The sequence below is a fragment of the Streptomyces sp. MBT53 genome (genome assembly GCF_016654115.1).
Classification (GTDB): Bacteria; Actinomycetota; Actinomycetes; order Streptomycetales; family Streptomycetaceae; genus Streptomyces.
In genome coordinates this window covers 1-22,557 of record NZ_JAEQAZ010000144.1, presented here as the reverse complement: position 1 = coordinate 22,557, position 22,557 = coordinate 1, and the positions used below count along the sequence as shown (strand labels likewise).

Sequence of the window (22,557 nt, the reverse complement as noted above, 5' to 3'; positions counted from 1 at the left end):
GTCGGTGTGGTCGTGGGCGGTGGGGGCGGGGGCCTTGTCGCTCATGATGCTCGTAGCCTTGTTCAACAATCCTCTTGCCTTCTTGCGCCAACAGGGCGGCAGAGGCGTACAGATCGAGTCACTGGGCGGCACGGCCCTCGGGCTGGCGACCCACCTCGGCTGGCCGGGCCGGGCGCGCTACCAGTACGGCGCGATGGAGTTCACCGGACCGCACGTCGCCGCCGTCGCCGACGTCTCCCTCGCGCTCACGGCGGTCGCCTTCGCCTTCCTGCTGCTGTGGCGGATCCGGGCCCGCCGCTGGACCGACGCGACCCCCTACGACGCCGCGCTGAGCGCCGTCCTGCTGTTCACCGTGACCAGCCGGGTGATCAGCCCCCAGTACATGATCTGGCTGCTCGGCCTGGCCGCCGTCTGTCTGACCTCCCGGCACACCGCGCAGCGCCCGGTGGCCGCGCTGATCGTGGCGGCGACCGTGATCAGCGCCGTCGAGTTCCCCGGCCTGTACGGCGACGTCATCCGCAGCACGTGGACGGGCTGCGCCCTGATGGTCGCGCGCAACGGTCTGCTGGGTGCCGCGGCCGTCCTCTCCTTCGTCCGGCTGTGGCGGTCGTCGAGGCCGGTTCCGGCGACACCGCACGCGCGCGTGCGGCCCTCCGGTCCGCACGGGGAGTCCCAGCAGTTGACCGCGGCACACTCCGGCGCCTGATTGACTTGGGCCCGGGGAGCGTGAGGGACGCGCCTCCACGGATCGAGTGACATCCAGTGACGGAGGGGACTGCCGCACATGACCTGGCTGATCACCGGCGGAGCCGGCTACATCGGGGCGCACGTCGTGAGGGCGATGACCGAGGCGGGCGAACAGGTGGTCGTCTACGACGACCTGTCCACCGGCATCGCCGCGCGCGTGCCCGACGGTGTGCCCGTGGTGCTGGGTTCGACGCTGGACGCGGAGCTCGTGGCCCGCACCCTCGCCGACCAGGACGTCACCGGAGTCGTCCACCTGGCGGCCAAGAAACAGATCGGCGAGTCGGTCGACCAGCCGCTGCGCTACTACCGGGAGAACGTCGAGGGACTGCGCGTCCTCCTGGAGGCGGTGACCACGGCCGGCGTCCCGTCCTTCGTGTTCTCGTCCTCGGCGGCCGTCTACGGCATGCCGGACGTGGAGCTGGTCACCGAGGAGACGCCGTGCGTGCCCATGTCCCCGTACGGCGAGACGAAGCTGGCGGGTGAGTGGCTGGTCCGCGCCACGGGCCGCGCGACCGGCCTGTCCACGGCCTCCCTGCGCTACTTCAACGTCGCCGGGGCCGCCGCCCCCGAACTCGCCGACGTCGGTGTCTTCAACCTCGTCCCCATGGTCTTCGAGAAGCTCACCGAGGACCTGCCCCCGCGCATCTTCGGCGACGACTACGCCACCCCGGACGGCACCTGCGTCCGCGACTACATCCACGTCGTCGACCTGGCAGAGGCCCATGTCGCCGCGGCCCGCGCCCTCCAGGCCTCCCCCGGCCGCGCCCTGACCCTCAACATCGGCAGCGGGGAAGGCGTTTCGGTCCGCGAGATGATCGACCGCATCAACGCGATCACCGGTTACGACCGTCCCCCGACCGTCCATCCCCGCCGCCCCGGCGACCCGGCCCGCGTCGTCGCCTCCGCCGACCGCATCACCACCGAACTGGGCTGGAAGGCCAAGCACGACGTCCAGGACATGATCGCGTCGGCGTGGGAGGGGTGGGTGCGGCTGCATCCGGGGGCCGCGCGGGCCTGATGGACGCTCGCTCCAGGACGGAACGCGCCGTGGGCGCCGTCCTCGGCTCCGCCGTCGGCGACGCGCTGGGCGCGCCCTTCGAGTTCGGTCCGGAGGGTGCCTTCTCCGCCCGCTTCCCGGTGCCCGGTCACGGCGGTGAGATGTGCGGGGGCGGTGGCTGGGACCCGGGCGAGGCCACCGACGACACGCAGATGGCCGTACTCGTCGCGGAGTCGCTGCTGGAGTGCGACGGGCTCCAACTCCCGGACATGTTCCGGCGGTTCCGGGTGTGGGCAGCCGCCGACCCGAAGGACATCGGCCTGCAGACCGAGGCCGTGCTGAGCAGCGGCGACCCCTGGGACCTGGCCGCCGCCCTGCACTTCCAGACCAGCCAACGGGGCGCCGGGAACGGCGCGTTGATGCGCGCCGCGCCCTCGTCGGTGTACTTCGCGCGCGAGGGCCGTGACGCCACGATGGACGCCGCCCGCCGTATCTCCGCGCTCACCCACGGGGACCGCGCGGCCTGGGAAGGCACCGCCGTCTTCCACGAGTTGGTGCGCGTCGCGCTGGCGGGCGGCGACCCGCTCGACGCCGTCGAGGAGACCCTCGGACACGTCCACCCCGGCCACCGGGAGCGGTACGCCGTCGTCCTCTCCGCCGACTGGCACCCCGACCGTGCGACGGAGTTCAACGGCGCCGTCTGGCCCTGCCTCGGCTCCGCCGTCTGGGCCCTGCGGACGACTTCCTCGTACGAGGACGCCCTGCGCGCCGCGATCGACCTCGGCGGCGACACGGACACCGTCGCCGCCGTGACGGGCGGGCTCGCCGGGGCGGTGTACGGGAGCGCCGCGATCCCCGAGCGGTGGAGCGAGGCCCTGCACGTGCCGTTGCCGGGGTTCGGCGGGCGGGTGCTGCGGGCGGACGAACTCCGGGGACTGGCAGGGCGGTTGGACCGACGGGGAGGGTGAGTCGCGGACTCGCAGACTCGCCCGGGCGGTATGCCAGGGGCGGTGCGGTGGGGGGTGCGGCGGCGCCCTACAGCGCCTTCAGCCCCTCCGTGGTGGCCCGGGCGAGCGCGGCCAGGTATCCCTTCGGCAGCTTCGGGCTGCGGATCACCACGGCACGCCAGTACAGGGGGCCGGAGATCAGGTCCAGCGCCAGATCCTCGTCCATGCCGGGGCGGATCTCACCACGGTGTTCCGCCGCCGCGAGAATCTTGCTGGCCACGCCCTCCTGGCCCTCGCGCAACGCCTTCTGCATCGCCTCGGCGATCTCCGGATTCCGGGCCGCCTCGGCCTGCAGGTCCGGGATGATCTGCGAGGCGACGGGGTGGCGCAGGGCGCGTGACGTGACCTCGTACAGCATCCGGAGGTCGCCCTCCAGGGAACCGGTGTCCGGCGTCGGCAGCCCCATCACCGCGATCGCCGACACGACGTCGAGCACCAGGTGCAGCTTCGAACGCCAGCGGCGGTACACCGCCGTCTTGCCCACCCCCGCGCGACGCGCGATCCCCTCGATCGACATCCGGGCATACCCGACCGCCGCCAACTCCTCGAAGACCGCCGCCCGAATGGCTTCGGTCACATCCTCGCGGAGTACGGCCGCCCCGGCGGGGGTTCGGCGGCGCTGACGTGTCTTGGGCTCGTCGGCGTTCGTCGTCATAGCCCAAGCATAGGGGCGTTGCGACGAAACGGTTGCGTTCCGACGCGGGTGGGGCGCGTCGCGACGAAACGGACTCGTCCCGTCCGGCACGTACCGACGCAACATGCCCGTCCCGACGCAAACCCAGCGAACCTAACGGCCCGATCACATCCGTCACGACGAAACGGTTGCGTTCCGACGCCGAATCCGCCTACGCTCACGTTGCGACGATACGGTCCCGTCCCGACGTAAGAGAACGTAAAGAGAAGCGTAAGGAAACGCCGGGCCACGGAACACGGCAGCCGGACGCGCGCACCCCCTCCCCCCGAGCGAAAGCAGCGGATGTGAGCCAGGTCCTCCACACACCGCCCCATTCGCCGGCCCCGGCCGACGAAGACGACCTCGCGGCGCTCGCCGCCCGCCACGGCCTCACGGTCAGTGGCGCCCGCCCCTCCCTGCCCGAGTACGTCCGGCAGTTGTGGGAGCGACGCCACTTCATCACCGCGTTCGCCACCGCCAAGCTGACCGCGCAGTACAGCCAGGCCAAGCTGGGCCAGGTCTGGCAGGTGATGACGCCGCTGTTGAACGCGGCGGTGTACTACTTCATCTTCGGTGTGCTGCTGGGCACCAAGAAGCATGTGCCGGACTACATCCCGTTCCTGGTGACGGGCGTGTTCATCTGGACGTTCACGCAGAGCTCGATCATGGCGGGCACCCGCGCGATCTCCGGCAACCTCGGCCTGGTCCGGGCGCTGCACTTCCCGCGGGCCGCGCTGCCGATCTCGTTCGCGCTGCAGCAGCTCCAGCAGCTGCTGTTCTCGATGGCCGCGCTCATCGTCATCCTGATCTGCTTCGGCGTGCCGATCAGCGTCTCCTGGCTGCTGGTGATCCCCGCGCTGTTCCTGCAGTTCACGTTCAACGCGGGCGTCTCGATGGTCATGGCGCGGATGGGCGCGAAGACTCCGGACATCGCCCAGCTGATGCCGTTCATCCTGCGCACCTGGATGTACCTGTCCGGTGTCATGTGGAGCATCGACAAGCTGACCAAGGCCGACGACCTGCCGCACATCGTGGTGATCGCCCTGGAGACCAACCCGGCGGCCGTCTACATCGACCTCATGCGGTACGCGCTGATCGACAGCTTCCACTCCAGCCAGCTCCCCCCGCACGTGTGGGCGGCGGCGACGGGCTGGGCGCTGCTGGCCGGCGTCGGCGGCTTCATCTACTTCTGGAAGGCTGAGGAGACGTACGGCCGTGGCTGAGCAGACCATCGAGTACACCACCGAGCGGACCCCCGTGGCCGCCGACAGCACCATCCCCACCGTCGTCTGCGACGGCGTCGACATCATCTACCGGGTCAACGGAACCGGCGCCGGACGCGGCTCCGCGACCGCCGCCCTCAACCGCATGCTGCGCCGCGAGAAGGCCGAGAAGGCGGCGGGCGTGCGCACGGTGCACGCGGTCAAGAAGGTGTCGTTCGTCGCCTACAAGGGCGAGGCGATCGGGCTCATCGGTACGAACGGTTCCGGCAAGTCGACCCTGCTCAAGGCGGTCGCCGGCCTGCTCCCGGTCGAGAACGGCCGTATCTACACCCACGGTCAGCCCTCCCTCCTCGGCGTCAACGCGGCGCTGATGGGCGACCTGACCGGCGAGCGCAACGTCTACCTCGGCGGCCTGGCCATGGGCATGTCCCGGGAGCAGGTCAAGGAGCGCTACCAGGGCATCGTCGACTTCTCCGGGATCAACGAGAAGGGCGACTTCATCACCCTCCCCATGCGGACGTACTCCTCCGGCATGGGCGCCCGGCTGCGGTTCTCCATCGCCGCCGCCAAGGACCACGACGTCCTCCTCATCGACGAGGCGCTGGCCACCGGTGACCGGTCGTTCCAGCGGCGTTCCGAGGAGCGGATCCGCGAGCTGCGGCAGCACGCGGGCACGGTCTTCCTGGTCAGCCACAACAACAAGTCGATCCGCGACACCTGCGACCGCGTGCTGTGGCTGGAGCGCGGTGAGCTGCGGATGGACGGGCCGACTGAGGAGGTCCTGGAGGCGTACGAGAACTTCACGGGCGGCGCCGACAAGCCCAAGGCCCCGGCGGACAAGGCCGCCTAGAGATCCTTCTGGACGTCCTCGTCCTGGAACACCCACGTGCGGTAGACCAGGAAGCGGAACGCGGACGCGAGCACGATCGACAGGGCCTTCACGGCATTCGCCCCGAGCGGACCGTGGAGGCCCAGTCCGTGGTAGCCGACGTAGAAGAGCCCGCTCTCCAGGAGGACGCCGATGCCGCTGAAGGCGAAGAACAGGGCGATGCGGCGGGCGCCCGGGGCGTCGCGGTCGCGGTAGGTGTAGTAGCGGAAGCCGAGGTAGTTGGCGCCCATGGCCACGCAGCTGGCCAGCACCGTCGCGAGCATCGCGGGCCAGCGCAGGCCGTGCAGCAGGGCGTTGAAGACCGCGAAGTTGACGAGGACGCCGCTGCCGCCGACGATCCCGAATTTCACGACTTCCAGGACGACCTTGCGCACCGGCCGTACGGGGGCGGCGGTCGCGCGTTCCTCGATGAGGTTGAGAGTCACACCACCAGGCTTAGCGCGGCTGAGTAAGCGCTCCCCCTGAGTACCCCTAAGGCACCCCATGAAAAGGCGCCCCGAGCCATTGGGGCCCGGGGCGCCTGTGCCGTCGTAGGGACTACGACGGCACGGTCGTACGTACTACGAATGCGTCCGCAGCAGGGTGCGCATGGTGCGCATCGCCACCGACAGGTTGGCGAGGTCGAACATCTCCGAGCCCTGGATCTCGTCCAGGGTGGTGCGGGCGCGGCCGAGGATCGCGGTGTTCTTCTGCTCCCACGCGGTGAAGCGCTGTTCGGGGGTCGAGGTGCCGTTGCCCGCCGAGAGGATGTCGGCGGTCAGAGCCGCGTGGGCCGCGTACAGGTCCTCGCGGATGGAGGCGCGGGCCATGGACTGCCAGCGGTCCGCGCGGGGCAACTCGATGATGCGGTCCATGAGTTGGGTGATGTGGAGGCGGTCGGCGAGGTCGTAGTAGACCTCGGCGACGTCCATCGGGTCCTTGCCCGTGCGGTCGGCCACCGAGACGATGTCGAGCGCCGGGAAGGCGGAGGAGAAGCCGGCCACGCGGGTGGCGAGTTCGGCGGGGACGCCGGCGCCGGTCAGCTCGTCGTAGATCTGCTGGTACCACTCCAGGTCCGCGCCGCGCAGCAACTTGGGCAGCTGGGACCACACCTGCTCGACGCGCTCGCCGAAGAACTCGACGGTCTCGGCGAGTTGGAGCGGCTGCGGCCGGTTGTTGAGCAGCCAGCGGGTGCCGCGCTCGCACAGGCGGCGCGAGTGCAGCCGGATGCGGGTCTGGACGGGCGCCTCGACGGTGTTGTCGAGGGCCTCGACACCGTCCCACACCTCGGCCGCGTGGAAGATCGCGCGGGCCGCGGTCTGCGCCCGGACGATCTCCTCCAGCGAGGCCCCGGTCTCCTCGCGGAGGCGGTGCAGGAAGCTCGTACCGCCGGTGTTGACCGTGTCGTTGACGAGGACCGTGGTGACGATCTCGCGGTGCAGCGCGTGGGTGTCGATCTGCTCGGCGAACTTCTCGCGCAGCGCGGTCGGGAAGTAGGCGTGCAGCAGGGTGCGCAGGTAGGGGTCGTCGGGCAGCGTGGTGTGCAACAGCTCGTCGGCGACCGTGATCTTCGTGTACGCCAGCAGGACGGCCGTCTCGGGACTGGTCAGCCCCTGTCCCTGGGCGAGGCGTTCGCGGATCTGGCGGTCGGTGGGCAGGAACTCCAGGGCCCGGTCGAGGTGGCCCTCGCGGACCAGGGTGCGCATGAAGCGCTGCTGGGCGTGGAGCATGTCCTTGGACTGGGCGAGCGCGTTGGCGATCGCGGTGTTCTGCGCGTAGTTGTTGCGCAGGACGAGCGCGCCGACCTCGTCGGTCATCTCGGCGAGGATCTTGTTGCGCTGCTTGACGGTCATGTCGCCGTCGGTGACCAGGCCGTTGAGCAGGATCTTGATGTTCACCTCGTGGTCGGAGGTGTCCACGCCCGCGCTGTTGTCGATCGCGTCCGTGTTGATCTTGCCGCCCTGCTGGGCGAACTCGATCCGGCCGAGCTGGGTCAGGCCCAGGTTGCCGCCCTCGCCGACGACCTTGACGCGCAGGTCGGCGCCGTCGACGCGGATCGCGTCGTTGGCCTTGTCGCCGACGTCCGCGTGGGACTCCGTGCTGGCCTTGACGTACGTCCCGATGCCGCCGTTCCACAGCAGGTCGACCTGCGACTTGAGGATCGCCTTCATCAGGTCGGCCGGGGTCATCTTGGCGACCTTGTCCTCGATGCCGAGGGCCTCGCGGACATGGGCGTTGACCGGGATCGCCTTGGCCGTACGGGGGAAGACCCCGCCGCCGGCCGACAGCAGCTCGGTGTTGTAGTCGGCCCAACTGGAGCGCGGCAGCTCGAACATGCGGCGCCGCTCGGCGTACGAGACGGCCGCGTCCGGGGTCGGGTCGAGGAAGATGTGCCGGTGGTCGAAGGCGGCGACCAGGCGGATGTGCTCGCTGAGCAGCATGCCGTTGCCGAACACGTCACCGGACATGTCGCCGACGCCGACGACCGTGAAGTCCTCGGTCTGCGTGTCGACGCCCAGCTCCCGGAAGTGCCGCTTGACGGACTCCCAGGCGCCGCGCGCGGTGATGCCCATCTTCTTGTGGTCGTAGCCGGCGCTGCCGCCGGAGGCGAAGGCGTCGCCCAGCCAGAAGTTGTAGCTCTCGGCGACTCCGTTGGCGATGTCCGAGAAGGTCGCGGTGCCCTTGTCGGCGGCGACCACCAGGTAGGTGTCGTCCTCGTCGTGCCGGACGACGTCCGCCGGGGGGACGACCTCGCCGGCCACCAGGTTGTCGGTGATGTCGAGCAGGGCCGAGATGAACATCTTGTAGCTGGCGATGCCCTCGGCCAGCCACGCGTCCCGGTCCACGCTCGGGTCCGGGAGCTGCTTGGCGACGAAGCCGCCCTTGGCGCCGACCGGCACGATGACGGTGTTCTTCACCATCTGCGCCTTGACAAGCCCGAGGATCTCGGTGCGGAAGTCCTCGCGCCGGTCCGACCAGCGCAGCCCGCCGCGCGCGACCTTGCCGAAGCGCAGGTGCACGCCTTCGACGCGCGGCGAGTACACCCAGATCTCGTACGCCGGCCGCGGCGCGGGCAGGTCCGGGATGGCCTGCGGGTCGAACTTCATCGAGACGTACGCGTGCGCGTGCCCGCCGAGCGCTTCCTGGAAGAAGTTCGTGCGCAGGGTCGCCTTGATGACGGTCAGGAAGGACCGCAGGATGCGGTCCTCGTCGAGGCTGGCCACCTGGTCGAGGGCCGCGTCGACCTCTTCGAGGAGGGCGTCGACGATCTCGCGCCCGGCGCGCTGCCGGTCCGGCGACATCCGCGCCTCGAACAGGGAGACGAGCAGCCGGGTGGTGTGGACGTTGTTGCGGAGGGTGTCCTCCATGTAGTCCTGGCTGAAGGTCGAACCGGCCTGCCGCAGGTACTTCGCGTACGCCCGCAGGACCATCGCCTGCCGCCAGTCGATGCCGGCACTCAGCACCAGCGCGTTGAAGCCGTCGTTCTCCGCCTGCCCGGTCCAGGTGGCGGCGAACGCCTCCTGGAACCGCTCGCGGCCGTCGTCACCGAGGTAGTCCCCGTTGCCGTTCGGCGACTTGGGCATCCGCAGCCCGAAGTCGTAGATCCACGCCGTCGTACGGTCCGTGCAGCGCAGTTCGTACGGCCGCTCGTCGACGACCTCGACGCCGAGGCGGCTGAGGACCGGCAGCACGGCCGAGAGGGAGACCGAGGCGCCCTTGCGGTAGATCTTGAAGCGGCGCTCGTCGGGGGCGGCGCCCACCGGCTCGTAGAGGCTGAGCGCGAAGGCCTGCTCCTCGGTGAGCTGTTCCAGGTGGACCAGGTCGGCCACGGCGGCGCGCGGGGTGTGGTCGGCCTTGTAGCCCTCGGGGAAGGCGTTGCCGTAGCTGCGCAGGAGTTCGGCGGCGCGCTCCTCGCCGCACTCGGCGTTCAGCGCCTCGCCGAAGCCGTCGGCCCAGGAGCGGGCGGCCTCCACGAGGCGGGCCTCGATGCGGTCCTTGTCGGCGTCGGACAGCTCGGGCAGCTCGGTGCCCTGCGGGACGCGGACCACGAAGTGCAGCCGGGAGAGGATCGACTCGGTGTTCCACGCGGTGAAGTCGACGCTGGTGCCGTCGAGTTCTTCTTTGAGGATGTCGATGATTCGGAGGCGTACGCCCGTGGTGTAGCGGTCACGCGGGAGGTAGACGAGGGCCGAGTAGTAGCGGCCGTACTCGTCCTGGCGCAGGTAGAGGCGCAGCCGGCGGCGTTCCTGGAGGTAGAGCACGGAGGTGACGATCGAGCGGAGTTCGTCGACCGGGGTCTGGAACAGCTCGTCGCGCGGGTACGTCTCCAGGATCTGCAGCAGGTCGCGCCCGTCGTGGCTGTTGGGCGAGAAGCCGGCGCCCTCCAGCACCTCGTCGACCGTGCGCCGGATCACCGGGACCCGGCGGACGGACTCGGTGTAGGCGGCGGAGGAGAACAGGCCCAGGAAGCGGCGCTCGCCGACGACCTCGCCGTTCTCGTCGAACTTCTTCACGCCCACGTAGTCGAGGTACGACGGCCGGTGCACCGTGGAGCGACTGTTGGCCTTCGTGAGGACGAGGAGCTTGTGCTCGCGGGCCTTGGCGCGGGCGTCGGCCGGGAGCCGCTCGAAGGACGGGCTCACCGGGTGGTGGTCCTCGCCCGCGTGCTGCGGGTCGGAGCGCAGGATGCCGAGGCCGGTGCCGGGGACCGCGGCGAGGGAGTCGTCCTCGCGGAGTTGGTACTCGCGGTAGCCGAGGAAGGTGAAGTGGTCGGCGGCCAGCCAGCGCAGCAGCTCACGGGCCTCGCCGACCTCGCTGGAGGGCAGGTCGGAGGCGGTCGGCTCGGCGGGCAGCTCATCGGCCATCCGCAGCGCCAGGTCGCGCATCTTCTCCCAGTCCTCGACGGCCTCGCGGACGTCGGACAGGACGCGCAGCAGATCGGCGGTGATCTGCTTCAGGTCGGCGCGGTCGGTCTCGCGGTCGATCTGGACGTGGATCCAGGACTCGGTGTGCGCGTCGTGCGGCAGCTCGCCGGTGGGCGGGGTGGTGAGCACCTCGATGAGCTTGCCGGTGAGGTCGCGGCGGACGACGACCTGCGGGTGGATCACGACGTGGATGCCGCGGCCCTGGCGGGTCAGTTCGTTGGTCACGGAGTCGACGAGGAAGGGCATGTCGTCGGTGACGACCTCGACGACGGTGTGGCTGCACGTCCAGCCGTTCTCCTCGACCGTCGGGGTGTGGACCCGAACGTTGGCCGTGCCCTGGGGACGGGTCTCGGCCAGCCGGTAGTGGGAGTAGGCGGCGCCGAAGACGTCGACCGGGTCGCGGTCGGCGAGGTCCTCCGGGGCGGTGTGCAGGTAGTAGCGCTGGAGGAACGCGAGCACGGTGTCCCGGTCCGGGGTGCTCTCGTCCGTCTTCCCGGTCGGTAGGTGCCCCCCGACCGGGCTGTTCTCAGCTACCCGGGCAGCCCGTTCGAGCAGCTCGGCCTTGGCTTCGTCCAGCTTGGTCTGCATTGTCCTCTGGCTCCTGTCGCGCGCCGTTGCGTGACGTAGAAGGAAGTTCGGTGTCTTCCCCTGCGGCTCGACGCCACGGCCCGGGGTGTCCGGTCTGCTCCGACGCTATGCCGCAAGGTGAGATGAGCGGTGGGTTATCAGCCATTTTCGGCACGCCCGAAGGGTGTGACGCTGCTCTCTGCCGCGTCGGTACCCGGGGTGTGCACGGCGTCCTGGGAGCCCTTGGAGCTCCGTCCCGCCCGCGCGGACCTGTGGGACAGGCCCTGGGACCAGCGACCGCCGCCCGGTCACGGATGTCGTCCGTGGTCGCCGGGCGCGGAGCAGGGGCGACGATGCCCCCGCGAAATATCGCGCTGATCACGCCACAAGGCTATCGCTCCTCACCGGGGGCTCGTCACGAGCCGGATGTGTACAAATCAGAGGGTGGAACTTTGACGTTATGCACAGGGGCGTAGAGAGTGAAATCGTCGTATTCACGGGCAGTCGGGACGGTGACGAAGGTCCGCGCGGTGAGGGCCCTTGGCAAGCGCTGCGGCGCGCGGGACGTTGCCTCACGACGTCCGACGCGGATGCATCCCATGGCAACAGAGGAGCGCACCGACATGACAGCGAAGATCCTCATCGTCACCGGCGACGCAGCGGAGTCGCTGGAAGTCCTCTACCCCTACCAGCGCCTGCGCGAGGAGGGCTACGAGGTCCATATCGCGGCCCCCGAGCGCAAGAAGCTCCAGTTCGTCGTCCACGACTTCGAACCCGGCTTCGACACGTACACCGAGAAGCCCGGTTACACCTGGCCCGCCGATCTCGCCTTCTCCGAGGTCGATCCCGGCCAGTACGCGGCTCTCGTCATCCCCGGCGGCCGGGCCCCCGAGTACCTCCGCAACGATCCCGAACTCCGCAAGATCCTCAAGTCCTTCTTCGACACGGACAAGCCCGTGGCCCAGATCTGCCACGGCCCCCTGCTCACCGCCGCGATCGACGGCCTGCGCGGCCGGCGCGTCACGGCCTACCCGGCGCTCGAACTCGACATGCAGTCCGCCGGCGCAACCTTCCAGGACGCCGAGACCGTCGTCGACGGCACGCTGGTCTCCGCCCGGGCGTGGCCGGATCACTCCAGCTGGATGCGGGAGTTCCTCACGGTGCTGCGGGCGAAGGCGCCGGTGACGTGATCCCCGGGGGGCCGCTCAGGCCCCCTTACGCCGCCAGCCGCTCCGCCTCCGCGACCGCCTCGGCCAGCGAGTCCACCACGGGTACGCCGACCACTTCGAGGCTGGCCCGGCTGTGCGAACCGCCGGTGTACAGCACAGCCCGCGCGCCCACGTGCAGGGCGGCCACGGCGTCGTCGGCCGCGTCGCCTATCACCACGGTGCGCGCGGGGTCCACGTCGGCCAGCGCCCCGAGATGCCGCACCATGTGCTCGGCCTTGCTGCCGCCGGAGGGCCCGGTGCGCCCGTCGACCCGTATGAAGTGCGGTTCTATCCCGAACTCCCGCACCAGCGGGACCAGTTCGTCATGGCCGTACATGCTGAGGATCGACTGGCTGCGCCCCGCCGTCCGCCACCCCGCGAGCAGGTCCGCCGCGCCCTCGGTCAGCCCGCAGACGACCCGGTGCTCGGCGTAGTACCGGTGGAAGGTGTCGTCCATGACCTCCCACTCGGCGTCGGTGGGCAGCCGCCCGAGCAGCCGCTCGTAGAACTTCGGCACCGGCACGCAGTACAGCGTCCGGTACTCCTCCATCGTGATCGCCTCGAGCCCGAGCTCGGCGAACGCCGCGTTGGTCGCCCCGATGATCGCGTCATTGTCGTGGAACAGCGTGCCGTTCCAGTCCCAGACGATGTGCGCGTTTGCTTGCATCCCCATGCCAAAAACGTACCCGCCGCCACTGACAATCAAGAGAACAGCAGGTCAACGACCATATCCGGCCGACTGACCGCCGCCGGACGGACTCCGGACGGACTCCGGACGGACTCCGGACGGACTCAGTCGGCCGACCCGACGAGGTTCGGGATCTCCTGCGTCGCGTACCAGAGCAGCTCGTGGTCCTCGGCCCCGTCCACGACGAACTGCGCGTCGTCGTCCCCGCGATCCGCCGCCGGGAGCGCGTCGGCGGCGGCACTCACGTCGTTCTCCGCGTCGCCCAGATCCACGTGCACGGCCGCCGCCCTGGCCAGCGCCACGGTTCCGGTGACCCGCACCTCGCCGAGCGCCGCCGGTTCGAGTCCGCGGTCGGGGTCGGCGTGCGCCGCGCCGTCGGGCACGTCGACGGCGACCACGACCCGCCGTCGCGGTGCGTCGGCGTCGGCCGCCAGCAGCCGCAGCGAGGCCAGTGCGGCCCGGTTCAGCGCGGCGTACTCCAACTCCTCGATGTCGTCGGAGAGGTACCACTCACGCAGCGCGGGCGTGACGGCGTACGCGACGAAGGGTCCCGTCCCCAGCTCACCCGTCTTGTACGCCTCGGCGAGACCGGGGAGGGTCAGGGGGACGTAGACGCGCATGGCTGGCCGCTTTCGTAGTCGGAGAGTGCCTCGCGAAGGACGGTGCCGTGCCTCCGGGAGAGCCTTCAGGATACGTGCGCGTGTCCCCCATCGAGTCCCCACCCGCACCACTGGAGGCGTCCACCCCGCGCCGGAAATTCACCCGGGACACCCCTGCGCCGATGGGCTCAGGGGCCCGTCAATCACTCGGATAAGTGAACAATCCGGCCCCTCCGACGCGCCCTTGTCCCTCCTTGCCACCCCCGTCCGCGGCCCCGTACAAGATCCCCAACCAGCAAGTTACTTCCCGGTACATTCCGGGCCGACCACACGGGGACCCCCATGCACAAGGTCATGACCAGGACCGCCCAGCACACCCCGACCCGCCCCCCGACCCGCCGCGACCCGCGCCGCCCGGGTACGGCGGCGCCGCGCGGCCAGGGCGGGGGTACGTCTCGTACGACGACCGGCGAAGCCCTGTCGGGCACGTCGGAGGGCGTCGGGGGCGCGCTTCTCACGGCGCCAGGAGCCGGGTCGGCCGAGACCACGACCCGCTCCACCACGGCGGGCAGGGGCGCGGGCCGCACGGCCCCGGTGGACGGCCGCCCACCGGCCGCCCCGGGCCGCGGCACCCGTACGCCGGCCGCGGCCACGACGGGCCGGGCCGCACTTCACACAACACCCACTGCGGCCCCGGGCCGGGGCACAACGTCCGCGGCCCCCGCCCCTGCGCCGTCGACTCCCGTGGCAGGCCGAGCCGCAGACCGCGCCGAACCCCGCACCGTGCCCGCCCAGGCCGCGCCCGGCCGTGTCCCACAGCCCCGCCCCACCGACGTCTTCGCCGACCGCCTCCTCGCCGTGCTGAGCGGCCAGCGGCCCGTCCACTGGATGCTCCGGCACACCGCCGGCCGCGCCTACGACGAACTGGTCCGGCTCGCCGAACACGGCCCCCTGCGTGCCACCCGGGGCGCCCGCCCGGTGGTCCGCGACATCGGCTACTACGTCGCCCGCCCCGGCGCCGTGGAGGCCTTCGCCCGCATCGGCGCGGGCGACCAACTGCGGGCCATGGCCTTCCGGTTGGAGCGCGGCGCCGACCTCCGCTGGCGCTGCACGGCGGTGGAACTGGGAGGTCCGCGCGCCCCGCACACCCCGGACGACGACTGACCGGCACTCGCGCGGCCGACGGCGGTTGACGGGGCGGGGGTACGTTCGCCGCGGCCCGCGCGCAACGCACTCACGCCCGTACGCCGAAGGGCCGGGCACCTTCACGATGCCCGGCCCTTCGAGGTCTCTCCACGGGGAGCGGCCCGACAGGATCAGCCCCTCATTCAGGGGCGCCTGTCACGCCTCGCCGCCCGCACGCACGCGGCGACCGTCACTTCTTGCGACGGCTGCTCCGGCGCCCCTGCTTGCGGCGCTCCGCGCGCGTGAGGCCGTCCGCCTCGGAGCGCACCGGCTCGTCGTCGCTGGTGAAGTCGCCCTCGACGACGCCGCCCTCGCCGTCCACGCTGGGCGCGGAGAAGTGCAGCCGGTCCGGCCGCTGGGGTGCGTCGAGCCCCTTGGCGCGGATCTCGGGACGGGCGCTCGCCTGCGCGGGCACCGTGTCCTCCTTGTCGAGCGACGGCTTGTCGTCCTCCACGGGGACTTCCTCGACCTGCTGCTCGACCTGGACCTCCAGGTTGAACAGATAGCCGGCGGACTCCTCCTTGATGCCGTCCATCATGGCGGTGAACATGTCGAAGCCCTCGCGCTGGTACTCGACCAGCGGGTCCTTCTGGGCCATCGCGCGCAGGCCGATGCCCTCCTGGAGGTAGTCCATCTCGTAGAGGTGCTCGCGCCACTTGCGGTCCAGCACCGACAGCACGACCCGGCGCTCCAGCTCACGCATGATCTCGGAGCCGAGCTGCTCCTCGCGCCCCTCGTACTGCTCGTGGATGTCGTCCTTGATGGACTCGGAGATGAACTCGGCGGTCAGACCGGCCCGGTCCCCGGCCGCCTCCTCCAGCTCCTCCACGGTGACCTTCACCGGGTAGAGCTGCTTGAACGCGCCCCACAGCCGGTCGAGGTCCCAGTCCTCCGGGAAGCCCTCGGCGGTCTCCGCGGTGATGTACGCGTCGATCGTGTCGTCCATGAAGTGCACGACCTGCTCCTGCAGATCCTCGCCCTCCAGGACGCGGCGGCGCTCGCCGTAGATGACCTCACGCTGACGGTTGAGGACCTCGTCGTACTTGAGGACGTTCTTGCGGGTCTCGAAGTTCTGCTGCTCGACCTGCGACTGGGCGGACGCGATCGCACGCGTGACCATCTTGTTCTCGATCGGCACGTCGTCCGGGACGTTCGCCATCGACATCACGCGCTCGACCATCTGGGCCTTGAACAGCCGCATCAGGTCGTCGCCGAGGGAGAGGTAGAAGCGGGACTCGCCCGGGTCGCCCTGACGGCCGGAGCGACCGCGCAGCTGGTTGTCGATACGACGCGACTCGTGCCGCTCGGTACCGAGGACGTAGAGGCCGCCGAGGTCCTTGACCTCCTCGAACTCGTCCTTGACCGCCTGCTCGGCCCGCTCCAGGGCGGCGGGCAGGGCCTGCGCCCACTCCTCGATGTGCTCCTCGGGGTCGAGGCCCTGCTGGCGCAGTTCGGCCTCGGCGAGGTCGTCGGGGTTGCCGCCGAGCTTGATGTCCGTACCGCGGCCGGCCATGTTGGTGGCGACGGTCACAGCACCCTTGCGGCCGGCCTGGGCGATGATCGGCGCCTCACGGTCGTGCTGCTTCGCGTTCAGCACCTCGTGCTGGATACCGCGCTTGGCGAGCTGCTGCGAGAGGTACTCGGACTTCTCGACCGACGTCGTACCGACGAGGATCGGCTGGCCCTTCTCGTGCTTCTCGGCGATGTCGTCGACGACCGCCTCGAACTTCGCGACCTCGGTGCGGTAGATCAGGTCCGACTGGTCCTTGCGGACCATGGGCCGGTTCGTCGGGATCGGGACGACGCCGAGCTTGTAGATCTGGTGGAACTCGGCGGCCTCGGTCATCGCCGTACCGGTCATGCCCGAGAGGTTGCTGTAGAGGCGGAAGAAGTTCTGCAGGGTGATCGTGGCGAGCGTCTGGTTCTCGTCCTTGATGTCCACCCCTTCCTTCGCCTCGATCGCCTGGTGCATGCCCTCGTTGTAGCGGCGGCCGGCGAGGATACGGCCGGTGTGCTCGTCGACGATCATGACCTCGCCGTCGATGACGACGTAGTCCTTGTCCTTCTTGAAGAGTTCCTTGGCCTTGATGGCGTTGTTCAGGTAGCCCACGAGCGGGGTGTTCACCGACTCGTAGAGGTTGTCGATGCCCAGCCAGTCCTCGACCTTGCTGACACCGCCCTCGTGGATGGCTACCGTGCGCTTCTTCTCGTCGACGTCGTAGTCACCCGTCTCCTCCAGGCCCTTGAGGGAGTTGCCTGCCTCGCCCTTCTTCAGGCGGGTGACCAGCTTGGCGAAGTCGCCGTACCACTTGGTGGCCTGGTCGGCCGGGCCGGAGATGATCAGCGGCGTACGGGCCTCGTCGATGAGGATGGAGTCGACCTCGTCGACGATCGCGAAGTTGTGGCCGCGCTGCACCAGTTCGTCCTGCGACCACGCCATGTTGTCGCGCAGGTAGTCGAAGCCGAACTCGTTGTTCGTGCCGTAGGTGATGTCGCACGCGTACTGCTCGCGACGCTGGGTCGGCGTCATGTTGGCGAGGATGCAGCCGACCTCGAGGCCCAGGAACTTGTGGATGCGGCCCATCATCTCGGAGTCGCGCTCGGCCAGGTAGTCGTTGACCGTGATGATGTGGACGCCGTCTCCGGAGAGGGCGTTCAGATACGCGGGCAGGGTGCCGACCAGGGTCTTGCCCTCGCCGGTCTTCATCTCGGCGACGTAGCCGAGGTGCAGGGCGGCGCCGCCCATCATCTGCACGTCGTAGTGCCGCTGGCCGAGGACGCGCTTGGCGGCCTCGCGTACGGTGGCGAACGCCTCGGGCAGCAGGTCGTCCAGGGTCTCACCATCGATGTAGCGCTGCTTGTACTCCTCGGTGAGGGCCTTCAGCTCGGCGTCGGAGAGGTCGACGAAGTCCTCTTCGATGGAGTTGACCTGGTCCGCGATGCGGTGCAGTTTGCGCAGGATCTTGCCTTCGCCTGCACGCATGATCTTCGAGAGGACGGACACGGGGGTTGGTCTCCTTGCCGGTCGGGCCTGGGACGGTCGGTTTCCAATGACATGGCTGAGCAACGGCCATCGTATGCGAGGACCCCGCCACGCCGGGAGCCTGCCGGTGACGCCGACCGTCCACTACTTCAAAAACGCTTCAAAGGGGACAACGGCCGGGAGTCGCCGATGGTGCCGCGCCGTTCCGAGGAATTGCGCGAAATGTGATCACCCGCTCACACAGCGCAAAAGCATGGCGTCCTCGTGCGCTCCCGAGCAGAATCGGCCGATGGAACCCGTCACGCTCACGACCGACCGCCTCCTCCTGCGCAGCGTCGGCCCGCAGGACACCGATGTCGTGTATTCCGCGGCCCAGGACCCCGAGATCCAGCGCTGGACGACGATCCCCTCGCCCTACCTCCCGGAACACGCGCGGAGTTTCACCGAGCAGCTGGTCCCCGAGGGCTGGGCGAACTGTTCGATGTTCACCTTCGGCGTCTTTCTCCCCGAAGGGGAGCTCGTCGGCATGCTCGGCATCACGATGCGCTCCCTGGGCGTCGGCGAGGTCGGCTTCTGGGCCACCAAGGAGTACCGCGGCAACGGCTACATCACCGAGGCCACCGTCGCCGTCTCCCGCTGGGCCTTCACCCGGCTGTCGATCGACCGCGTGGAATGGCGCGCGGAGGTCGGCAACAAAGGCTCCCGCGCGGTCGCCGAGCACGCCGGTTTCACCATCGAGGGCACGCTCCGCTCCGCGATCAACAACAAGGGCGTACGACGGGACTGCTGGGTCGCCTCCCTGCTCCCGTCGGACCTGGGCCTGCCCTCGACCGCCCCGTACCTGCCCGCGCAGCCGTAGCGGGGCGAATCCACAGGTCAGCGCGCGTTGTCAGTGGCACCCTCTATCGTGCGGAGACATGACGAGTGCCCCGCGCCCCACGACCGACCTGTCGGCAGCCGACGCCCGCCGCATCGCCCTGCGCGCACAGGGTTTCCTCGGCGCCCCCGACCGCCGCGCGGGCGTGCGCGGTGTGCTCCGCCATCTCGGCGCGGTCCAGCTCGACACCATCTCGGTCCTCGCCCGCTCCCACGAACTCATCCCGTACGCCCGGCTCGGCGCCGTCCCCCGCAGGACGGTCGAGGACGCGTACTGGACCCAGACGCACGCCTTCGAGTACTGGTCCCACGCGGCCTGCATCCTCCCCGTCGAGGAGTGGCCCCACTTCGCCTTCCGCCGTCGTGCGTACCGCGGCCGCCCGCACTGGAACCACGACCTCCCGGACGGCACCTACGACCAGGTGATCAAGCAGCTCAGGGCCGAAGGCCCCCTCACCTCCACCGAGTTGGGCGGCGCCAAGCGCACCAGCGAGTGGTGGGACTGGTCCGGCGCCAAGGTCGCCGTGGAGCGCGCGCTCATGTACGGCGAGGTGGTGTGCGTGGAGCGCCGCGGCTGGAAGCGGGTGTACGACCTCGCCGAGCGGGCGATCCCTGATCAGCTGCTGCACGACGAGCTGGATGACACGGAGTGCCTCCGCCGTCTGGTCCGGCTGGCGGGCCAGTCCCTGGGGGTCGGCACGCGCGCGGACATCGCCGACTACCACCGCCTCAAGGGTGAGCAGGTCGACGCGGTGATCGCCGACTCGGGCCTGGTCCCGGTCACGGTGGAGGGCTGGGGCAAGCCGGCCTGGGCCGACCCGGCGGCCCTGGAGACCTCCCCGCGCGGTCGGCATCGCACCACGCTCCTGTCCCCGTTCGACTCCCTGATCTGGGAGCGGGCCCGTACGGAGCGGATCTTCGGCTTCACCCACCGCCTGGAGGCCTACGTCCCCAAACCGAAGCGGATCCACGGCTACTTCGCGATGCCGGTCCTCGCCGGCGGCCAGTTGGTCGGCCGCGTGGACCCGGCGCGGGAGGGCCGCACCCTGGTCGCCAAGCAGGTCACCCTGGACGGCGCGAAGGCCGTCCCGGCCGTGGCGCAGGCCCTGGTCGAGGCGGCGAGCTGGGTGGACTGCACGGACGTACGCGTGGAGCGGGTCGACGCCCCCGAACTGCGCGCGCCCCTCGCCGGAGAGCTCCTGCGCCTGCTGGCGTGAGGGTCACCGGATTTCGAGGATCTTCTCCCGCATCGCGTAGACGACGGCCTCCATCCTGGAGTGCAGCTGCAGCTTCTCCAGGATGTTGCGTACATGGTTCTTCACGGTGTTCTCGGAGATGAACAACTGCTTGGCGATATCTCGGTTGTTCATACCGGTGGCGACGAGTTTGAGAACCTCCAGCTCACGGTCAGTGAGCCGGGGCGCGGGCACCAATCGGCGCTCGTCGGTGCGCTGGATCATCGACTTGAACTCGGTGAGCAGCTTCGACGCCATGGAGGGGCTGATCTGCGACTGCCCGTCGGCCACGGCGCGAATGGCGGTGGCCACCTCGTCGGTCGAGATCTCCTTGAGGAGATATCCCGTGGCGCCCGCCTTGATCGCGTCGTAGAGATCGGCTTCTTCGTCGCTGATCGTCAGCATGATGATCTTCGCGCTGGGTGCCACCTCCTTGATGGAGGTGCACGCCTCGATCCCGCCCCGCTTCGGCATCCGTACGTCCATCAGCACGATGTCCGGCAGCAGGTCGGCGGCCTTGTCCACGGCCTCGGCGCCGTCACCCGCCTCGCCGACGACCTGGATGTCCTCCTCGGCCGCCAGCACGATCTCCAGGCCTCGGCGGAAGAGGGCGTGGTCGTCCACGACAAGGACTCTGATCGGCTCCTTGCGTGTCGAGCCCGCTTCCGGGCCCATGGCGACGACGCCGTCGGCATCCTCGACATGCATCGGTCCGAAGCTGTCCGCCATCGTTCCTCCCCCTGAAGGCTGTGGCCTGTGGTCCTGCGCCATCGCCAACCCAAGGCAGCGGCCCACCGGTTGGGCCCTGTGCGGCCATGATTCCATGCCCGGACGACAGTGCGGTCACGGAGCGGGGCGCGAAGTGGTCGCACACCGGTGCCCCTGGGGGCGCACACGCGCTCCAGGGGCACCGGCTCGACTGCCGCCGGGTGGGTCAGCCGCCCAACGTGCCGCCCGCCGCGGGCGGTTGCGCCTGGGTGACCATCGGGTCCGTGCTGAGGTGGATGACGCCGTAGTCGTAGGCGTGCCGTCGGTAGACGACACTCGGTTCCTTGGTCTCGGAGTCGACGAACAGGTAGAAGTCGTGTCCGACCAGTTCCATCTCGTAGAGGGCCTGGTCGAGGGACATCGGAGAGGCGACGTGGGTCTTCTCGCGGACGATGAGGGGGCCTTCGCCCTTCACTTCCAGCGAGCCGATCTTCTTGGTGGGCACACCGTCCGACTGCTCGTCGGGGACGGCGTGGCCGTTGCCGTTGAGCGTCGCCGCGCCCGGGACGTGGTCGGGGACCTCGGCGGCCGTGAGCCGACGGGCACCGCGGCGCGTGTGACGCTTGTCGTGCTGCTTGCGCAGCCGGGCATCCAGCTTCTCCGCCGCGAGGTCGAGCGCCGCGTACGGATCGTTGGCCGATGCCTCCGCCCGGATCACCGGACCGCGGGAGCGGAGCGTGATCTCCACTCGGTCGCAACGGTCGGCCTGTCGGGGGTTGGGCTCCTTGGACACCTCGACGTCGAGGCTGATCACCTTGCCGTCGAGCTTCTGGATCTTCTCCAGCTTCAGCTTCTCGGCCACGTGCTTGCGGAACCGCTCGGGCACCTCGGTCTTGCGGCCCTTGACGACGATGTCCACGCAGAACTCCGTTCCCGGATCACTCCGCTTCGCTGCGGAGCGTCTCCCTTTTGCACCAGGCTCCGGTCACCCCGGAACCTCGGACTCGGTGACTTCCACCTCCTCCTCCCCCATGGGCAAGATCTCCACCCCATGGCCGCGGTGATTGCAGAAAACCCGCAGCACGGCATTCGGATAGGAGAGGTGCGGCCTGCGCCTTTCTCTCACAACCGAACATATCTCGCCCGGACGGATGTCGTCACCCTCTACTGCGGCGTACCTCCGTTCAGGTGAATTGACCCTGTCATAACCTGCAACGACGCAAGTTTGCAGTCAGTTCCGGTTTATTTCGAAGGAATCAGGCGACGCCGCGATCACAGCCGCGCAGATCAGGTCACCGGGGCCGTTCACACCAACGATTCCCGGTGCACTGAGTGCCATGTGACTCCCCTTCTCCTTTGCTGCCTGCATCTGTTCCCCTCTGCCTTCCCGGGACACACCCGCGTACACGGCCGCAGTTGCTCCAACTGCTCCTCCTGGTCCACCGCGGGTGATCGCCTCACGCACGGCGCGCGCCGCCTCCCGCAACGAGGCCCCCGTCGTCATCAGGTCGTCGACGAGCACGACCCGACCGCCGACCAGCAACCGGGCACCTCCCGGGACCACCTCCAGGGCACCGGCCAGATTGTCCAGCCGCTGCCGGGAGTTGAGCCCCGACTGGTCGGCCACCCACCGCCGCTGCCGCAGCACGGCCACCACCCGGGCCGGCGTCCCGCTCCGCCGCAACTCCCCCGCCGCCGCGAGGGCGATCCGCCGCGCCGGATCATGCCCACGAGCCCGCACCACCCCACGCGCGGAGGGCACGGGAACCAGCAGCACCGGCGCCGCGACACCGCTCCGGGACGGCGCGCCGCCTACGACCTGCCCGTGTCGCCCCGCGGGTGCCTGCCGCGCTCCTCCGGGTGCCCGTCGTGCTCCCGTGGGCGCCTGCCGCGCCCCCGCTGCCGCCCGTTCGACCCAGTCGTCCCAGTCGTCCCACTCACCCTCGCTGCTCTCATCGCCCTCCTCCCTCAGCTCGCCGAATCCCGGCACCCAATCCCCGTCCGACCCCACCGAGCCTCCACTCGGCCCCGCCAACCCCCCGTCCTGCCCCGTCACAGCCTCTTGGCC

The 22,557-nt window shown here is 69.8% G+C and carries 17 protein-coding genes and 1 pseudogene; 9 read left to right on the top strand and 9 right to left on the bottom strand.

Annotation, left to right across the window (positions count from 1 at the left end; genetic code table 11):
- From JHN45_RS37035 to JHN45_RS37025, 3 genes and pseudogenes are all read left to right on the top strand, one after another.
- Positions 1–706: pseudogene (locus JHN45_RS37035) on the top strand (hypothetical protein); the annotation flags it as partial.
- 78 nt (positions 707–784) lie between these two features.
- Entirely contained in the window at positions 785–1,765 is a 981-nt protein-coding gene (gene galE, locus JHN45_RS37030; RefSeq protein WP_201053913.1) for a UDP-glucose 4-epimerase GalE, read from the top strand.
- Positions 1,765–2,712, top strand: a complete 948-nt coding sequence (locus JHN45_RS37025) for an ADP-ribosylglycohydrolase family protein (protein ID WP_201053911.1) — start codon at positions 1,765–1,767, stop codon at positions 2,710–2,712. Before galE ends, JHN45_RS37025 begins: the two co-directional genes overlap by 1 nt.
- A gap of 67 nt (positions 2,713–2,779) precedes the next feature.
- Here JHN45_RS37025 and JHN45_RS37020 read toward each other — a convergent pair whose 3' ends face one another.
- Positions 2,780–3,406 carry a TetR/AcrR family transcriptional regulator gene (locus JHN45_RS37020; protein ID WP_200713191.1) on the bottom strand — a complete coding sequence of 209 codons (627 nt, stop codon included), beginning with the start codon at positions 3,404–3,406 and terminating at the stop codon, positions 2,780–2,782.
- Between the two features lie 323 nt (positions 3,407–3,729).
- On the opposite strand from JHN45_RS37020, the gene JHN45_RS37015 reads away from it, so the two are divergent.
- Together JHN45_RS37015 and JHN45_RS37010 are read left to right on the top strand one after the other, a co-directional pair.
- Entirely contained in the window at positions 3,730–4,647 is a 918-nt protein-coding gene (locus JHN45_RS37015; RefSeq protein ID WP_200713190.1) for an ABC transporter permease, read from the top strand.
- Complete coding sequence (locus JHN45_RS37010; protein WP_200713189.1) at positions 4,640–5,497, top strand: ABC transporter ATP-binding protein; 858 nt, start codon at positions 4,640–4,642, stop codon at positions 5,495–5,497. Before JHN45_RS37015 ends, JHN45_RS37010 begins: the two co-directional genes overlap by 8 nt.
- Here the strand turns inward: JHN45_RS37010 and JHN45_RS37005 are convergent.
- The gene (locus JHN45_RS37005; RefSeq protein ID WP_200713188.1) at positions 5,494–5,961 is read right to left on the bottom strand and encodes a GtrA family protein; all 468 of its coding nucleotides are present in this window, start codon (positions 5,959–5,961) and stop codon (positions 5,494–5,496) included. The two genes, JHN45_RS37010 and JHN45_RS37005, sit on opposite strands and share 4 nt — an antisense overlap.
- A gap of 135 nt (positions 5,962–6,096) precedes the next feature.
- Entirely contained in the window at positions 6,097–11,028 is a 4,932-nt protein-coding gene (locus JHN45_RS37000) for an NAD-glutamate dehydrogenase (RefSeq protein WP_200713187.1), read from the bottom strand.
- A gap of 602 nt (positions 11,029–11,630) precedes the next feature.
- Between JHN45_RS37000 and JHN45_RS36995 the strand changes: the two genes are divergently transcribed.
- Positions 11,631–12,197: a DJ-1/PfpI family protein gene (locus tag JHN45_RS36995; protein ID WP_019056759.1), complete on the top strand. Its 567-nt coding sequence runs from the start codon at positions 11,631–11,633 to the stop codon at positions 12,195–12,197.
- 25 nt (positions 12,198–12,222) lie between these two features.
- Here JHN45_RS36995 and JHN45_RS36990 read toward each other — a convergent pair whose 3' ends face one another.
- Positions 12,223–12,888, bottom strand: a complete 666-nt coding sequence (locus JHN45_RS36990; RefSeq protein ID WP_200713186.1) for an HAD family hydrolase — start codon at positions 12,886–12,888, stop codon at positions 12,223–12,225.
- A gap of 119 nt (positions 12,889–13,007) precedes the next feature.
- Positions 13,008–13,523, bottom strand: coding sequence for a hypothetical protein (locus JHN45_RS36985; RefSeq protein WP_200713185.1), 516 nt, complete (start codon positions 13,521–13,523; stop codon positions 13,008–13,010).
- 321 nt (positions 13,524–13,844) lie between these two features.
- Here JHN45_RS36985 and JHN45_RS36980 point away from each other — a divergent pair, with 321 nt between their 5' ends.
- Positions 13,845–14,666 carry an Rv3235 family protein gene (locus JHN45_RS36980; RefSeq protein WP_200713184.1) on the top strand — a complete coding sequence of 274 codons (822 nt, stop codon included), beginning with the start codon at positions 13,845–13,847 and terminating at the stop codon, positions 14,664–14,666.
- Positions 14,667–14,877: 211 nt separating this feature from the next.
- On the opposite strand, the gene secA is transcribed toward JHN45_RS36980, so the two are convergent.
- Positions 14,878–17,691: a preprotein translocase subunit SecA gene (secA, locus tag JHN45_RS36975; RefSeq protein ID WP_200713183.1), complete on the bottom strand. Its 2,814-nt coding sequence runs from the start codon at positions 17,689–17,691 to the stop codon at positions 14,878–14,880.
- A gap of 268 nt (positions 17,692–17,959) precedes the next feature.
- Between secA and JHN45_RS36970 the strand changes: the two genes are divergently transcribed.
- Positions 17,960–18,529 carry a GNAT family N-acetyltransferase gene (locus JHN45_RS36970; protein WP_200713182.1) on the top strand — a complete coding sequence of 190 codons (570 nt, stop codon included), beginning with the start codon at positions 17,960–17,962 and terminating at the stop codon, positions 18,527–18,529.
- Between the two features lie 58 nt (positions 18,530–18,587).
- The gene (locus JHN45_RS36965; RefSeq protein ID WP_200713181.1) at positions 18,588–19,763 is read left to right on the top strand and encodes a winged helix-turn-helix domain-containing protein; all 1,176 of its coding nucleotides are present in this window, start codon (positions 18,588–18,590) and stop codon (positions 19,761–19,763) included.
- 3 nt (positions 19,764–19,766) lie between these two features.
- Here the strand turns inward: JHN45_RS36965 and JHN45_RS36960 are convergent, their stop codons facing one another.
- The 3 genes from JHN45_RS36960 to JHN45_RS36950 all read right to left on the bottom strand — a co-directional run bounded on the left by JHN45_RS36960 (position 19,767) and on the right by JHN45_RS36950 (position 22,461).
- Positions 19,767–20,510 carry a response regulator transcription factor gene (locus JHN45_RS36960; RefSeq protein ID WP_026178126.1) on the bottom strand — a complete coding sequence of 248 codons (744 nt, stop codon included), beginning with the start codon at positions 20,508–20,510 and terminating at the stop codon, positions 19,767–19,769.
- A 205-nt stretch (positions 20,511–20,715) separates the two neighbouring features.
- On the bottom strand, positions 20,716–21,408 hold the full coding sequence (gene hpf, locus JHN45_RS36955; protein ID WP_200713180.1) for a ribosome hibernation-promoting factor, HPF/YfiA family: 693 nt from the start codon (positions 21,406–21,408) through the stop codon (positions 20,716–20,718).
- A 312-nt stretch (positions 21,409–21,720) separates the two neighbouring features.
- A complete protein-coding gene (locus JHN45_RS36950) occupies positions 21,721–22,461 on the bottom strand; it encodes a hypothetical protein (RefSeq protein ID WP_374192775.1) in 741 nt (246 codons plus the stop codon).
- Positions 22,462–22,557 lie beyond the last annotated feature (96 nt).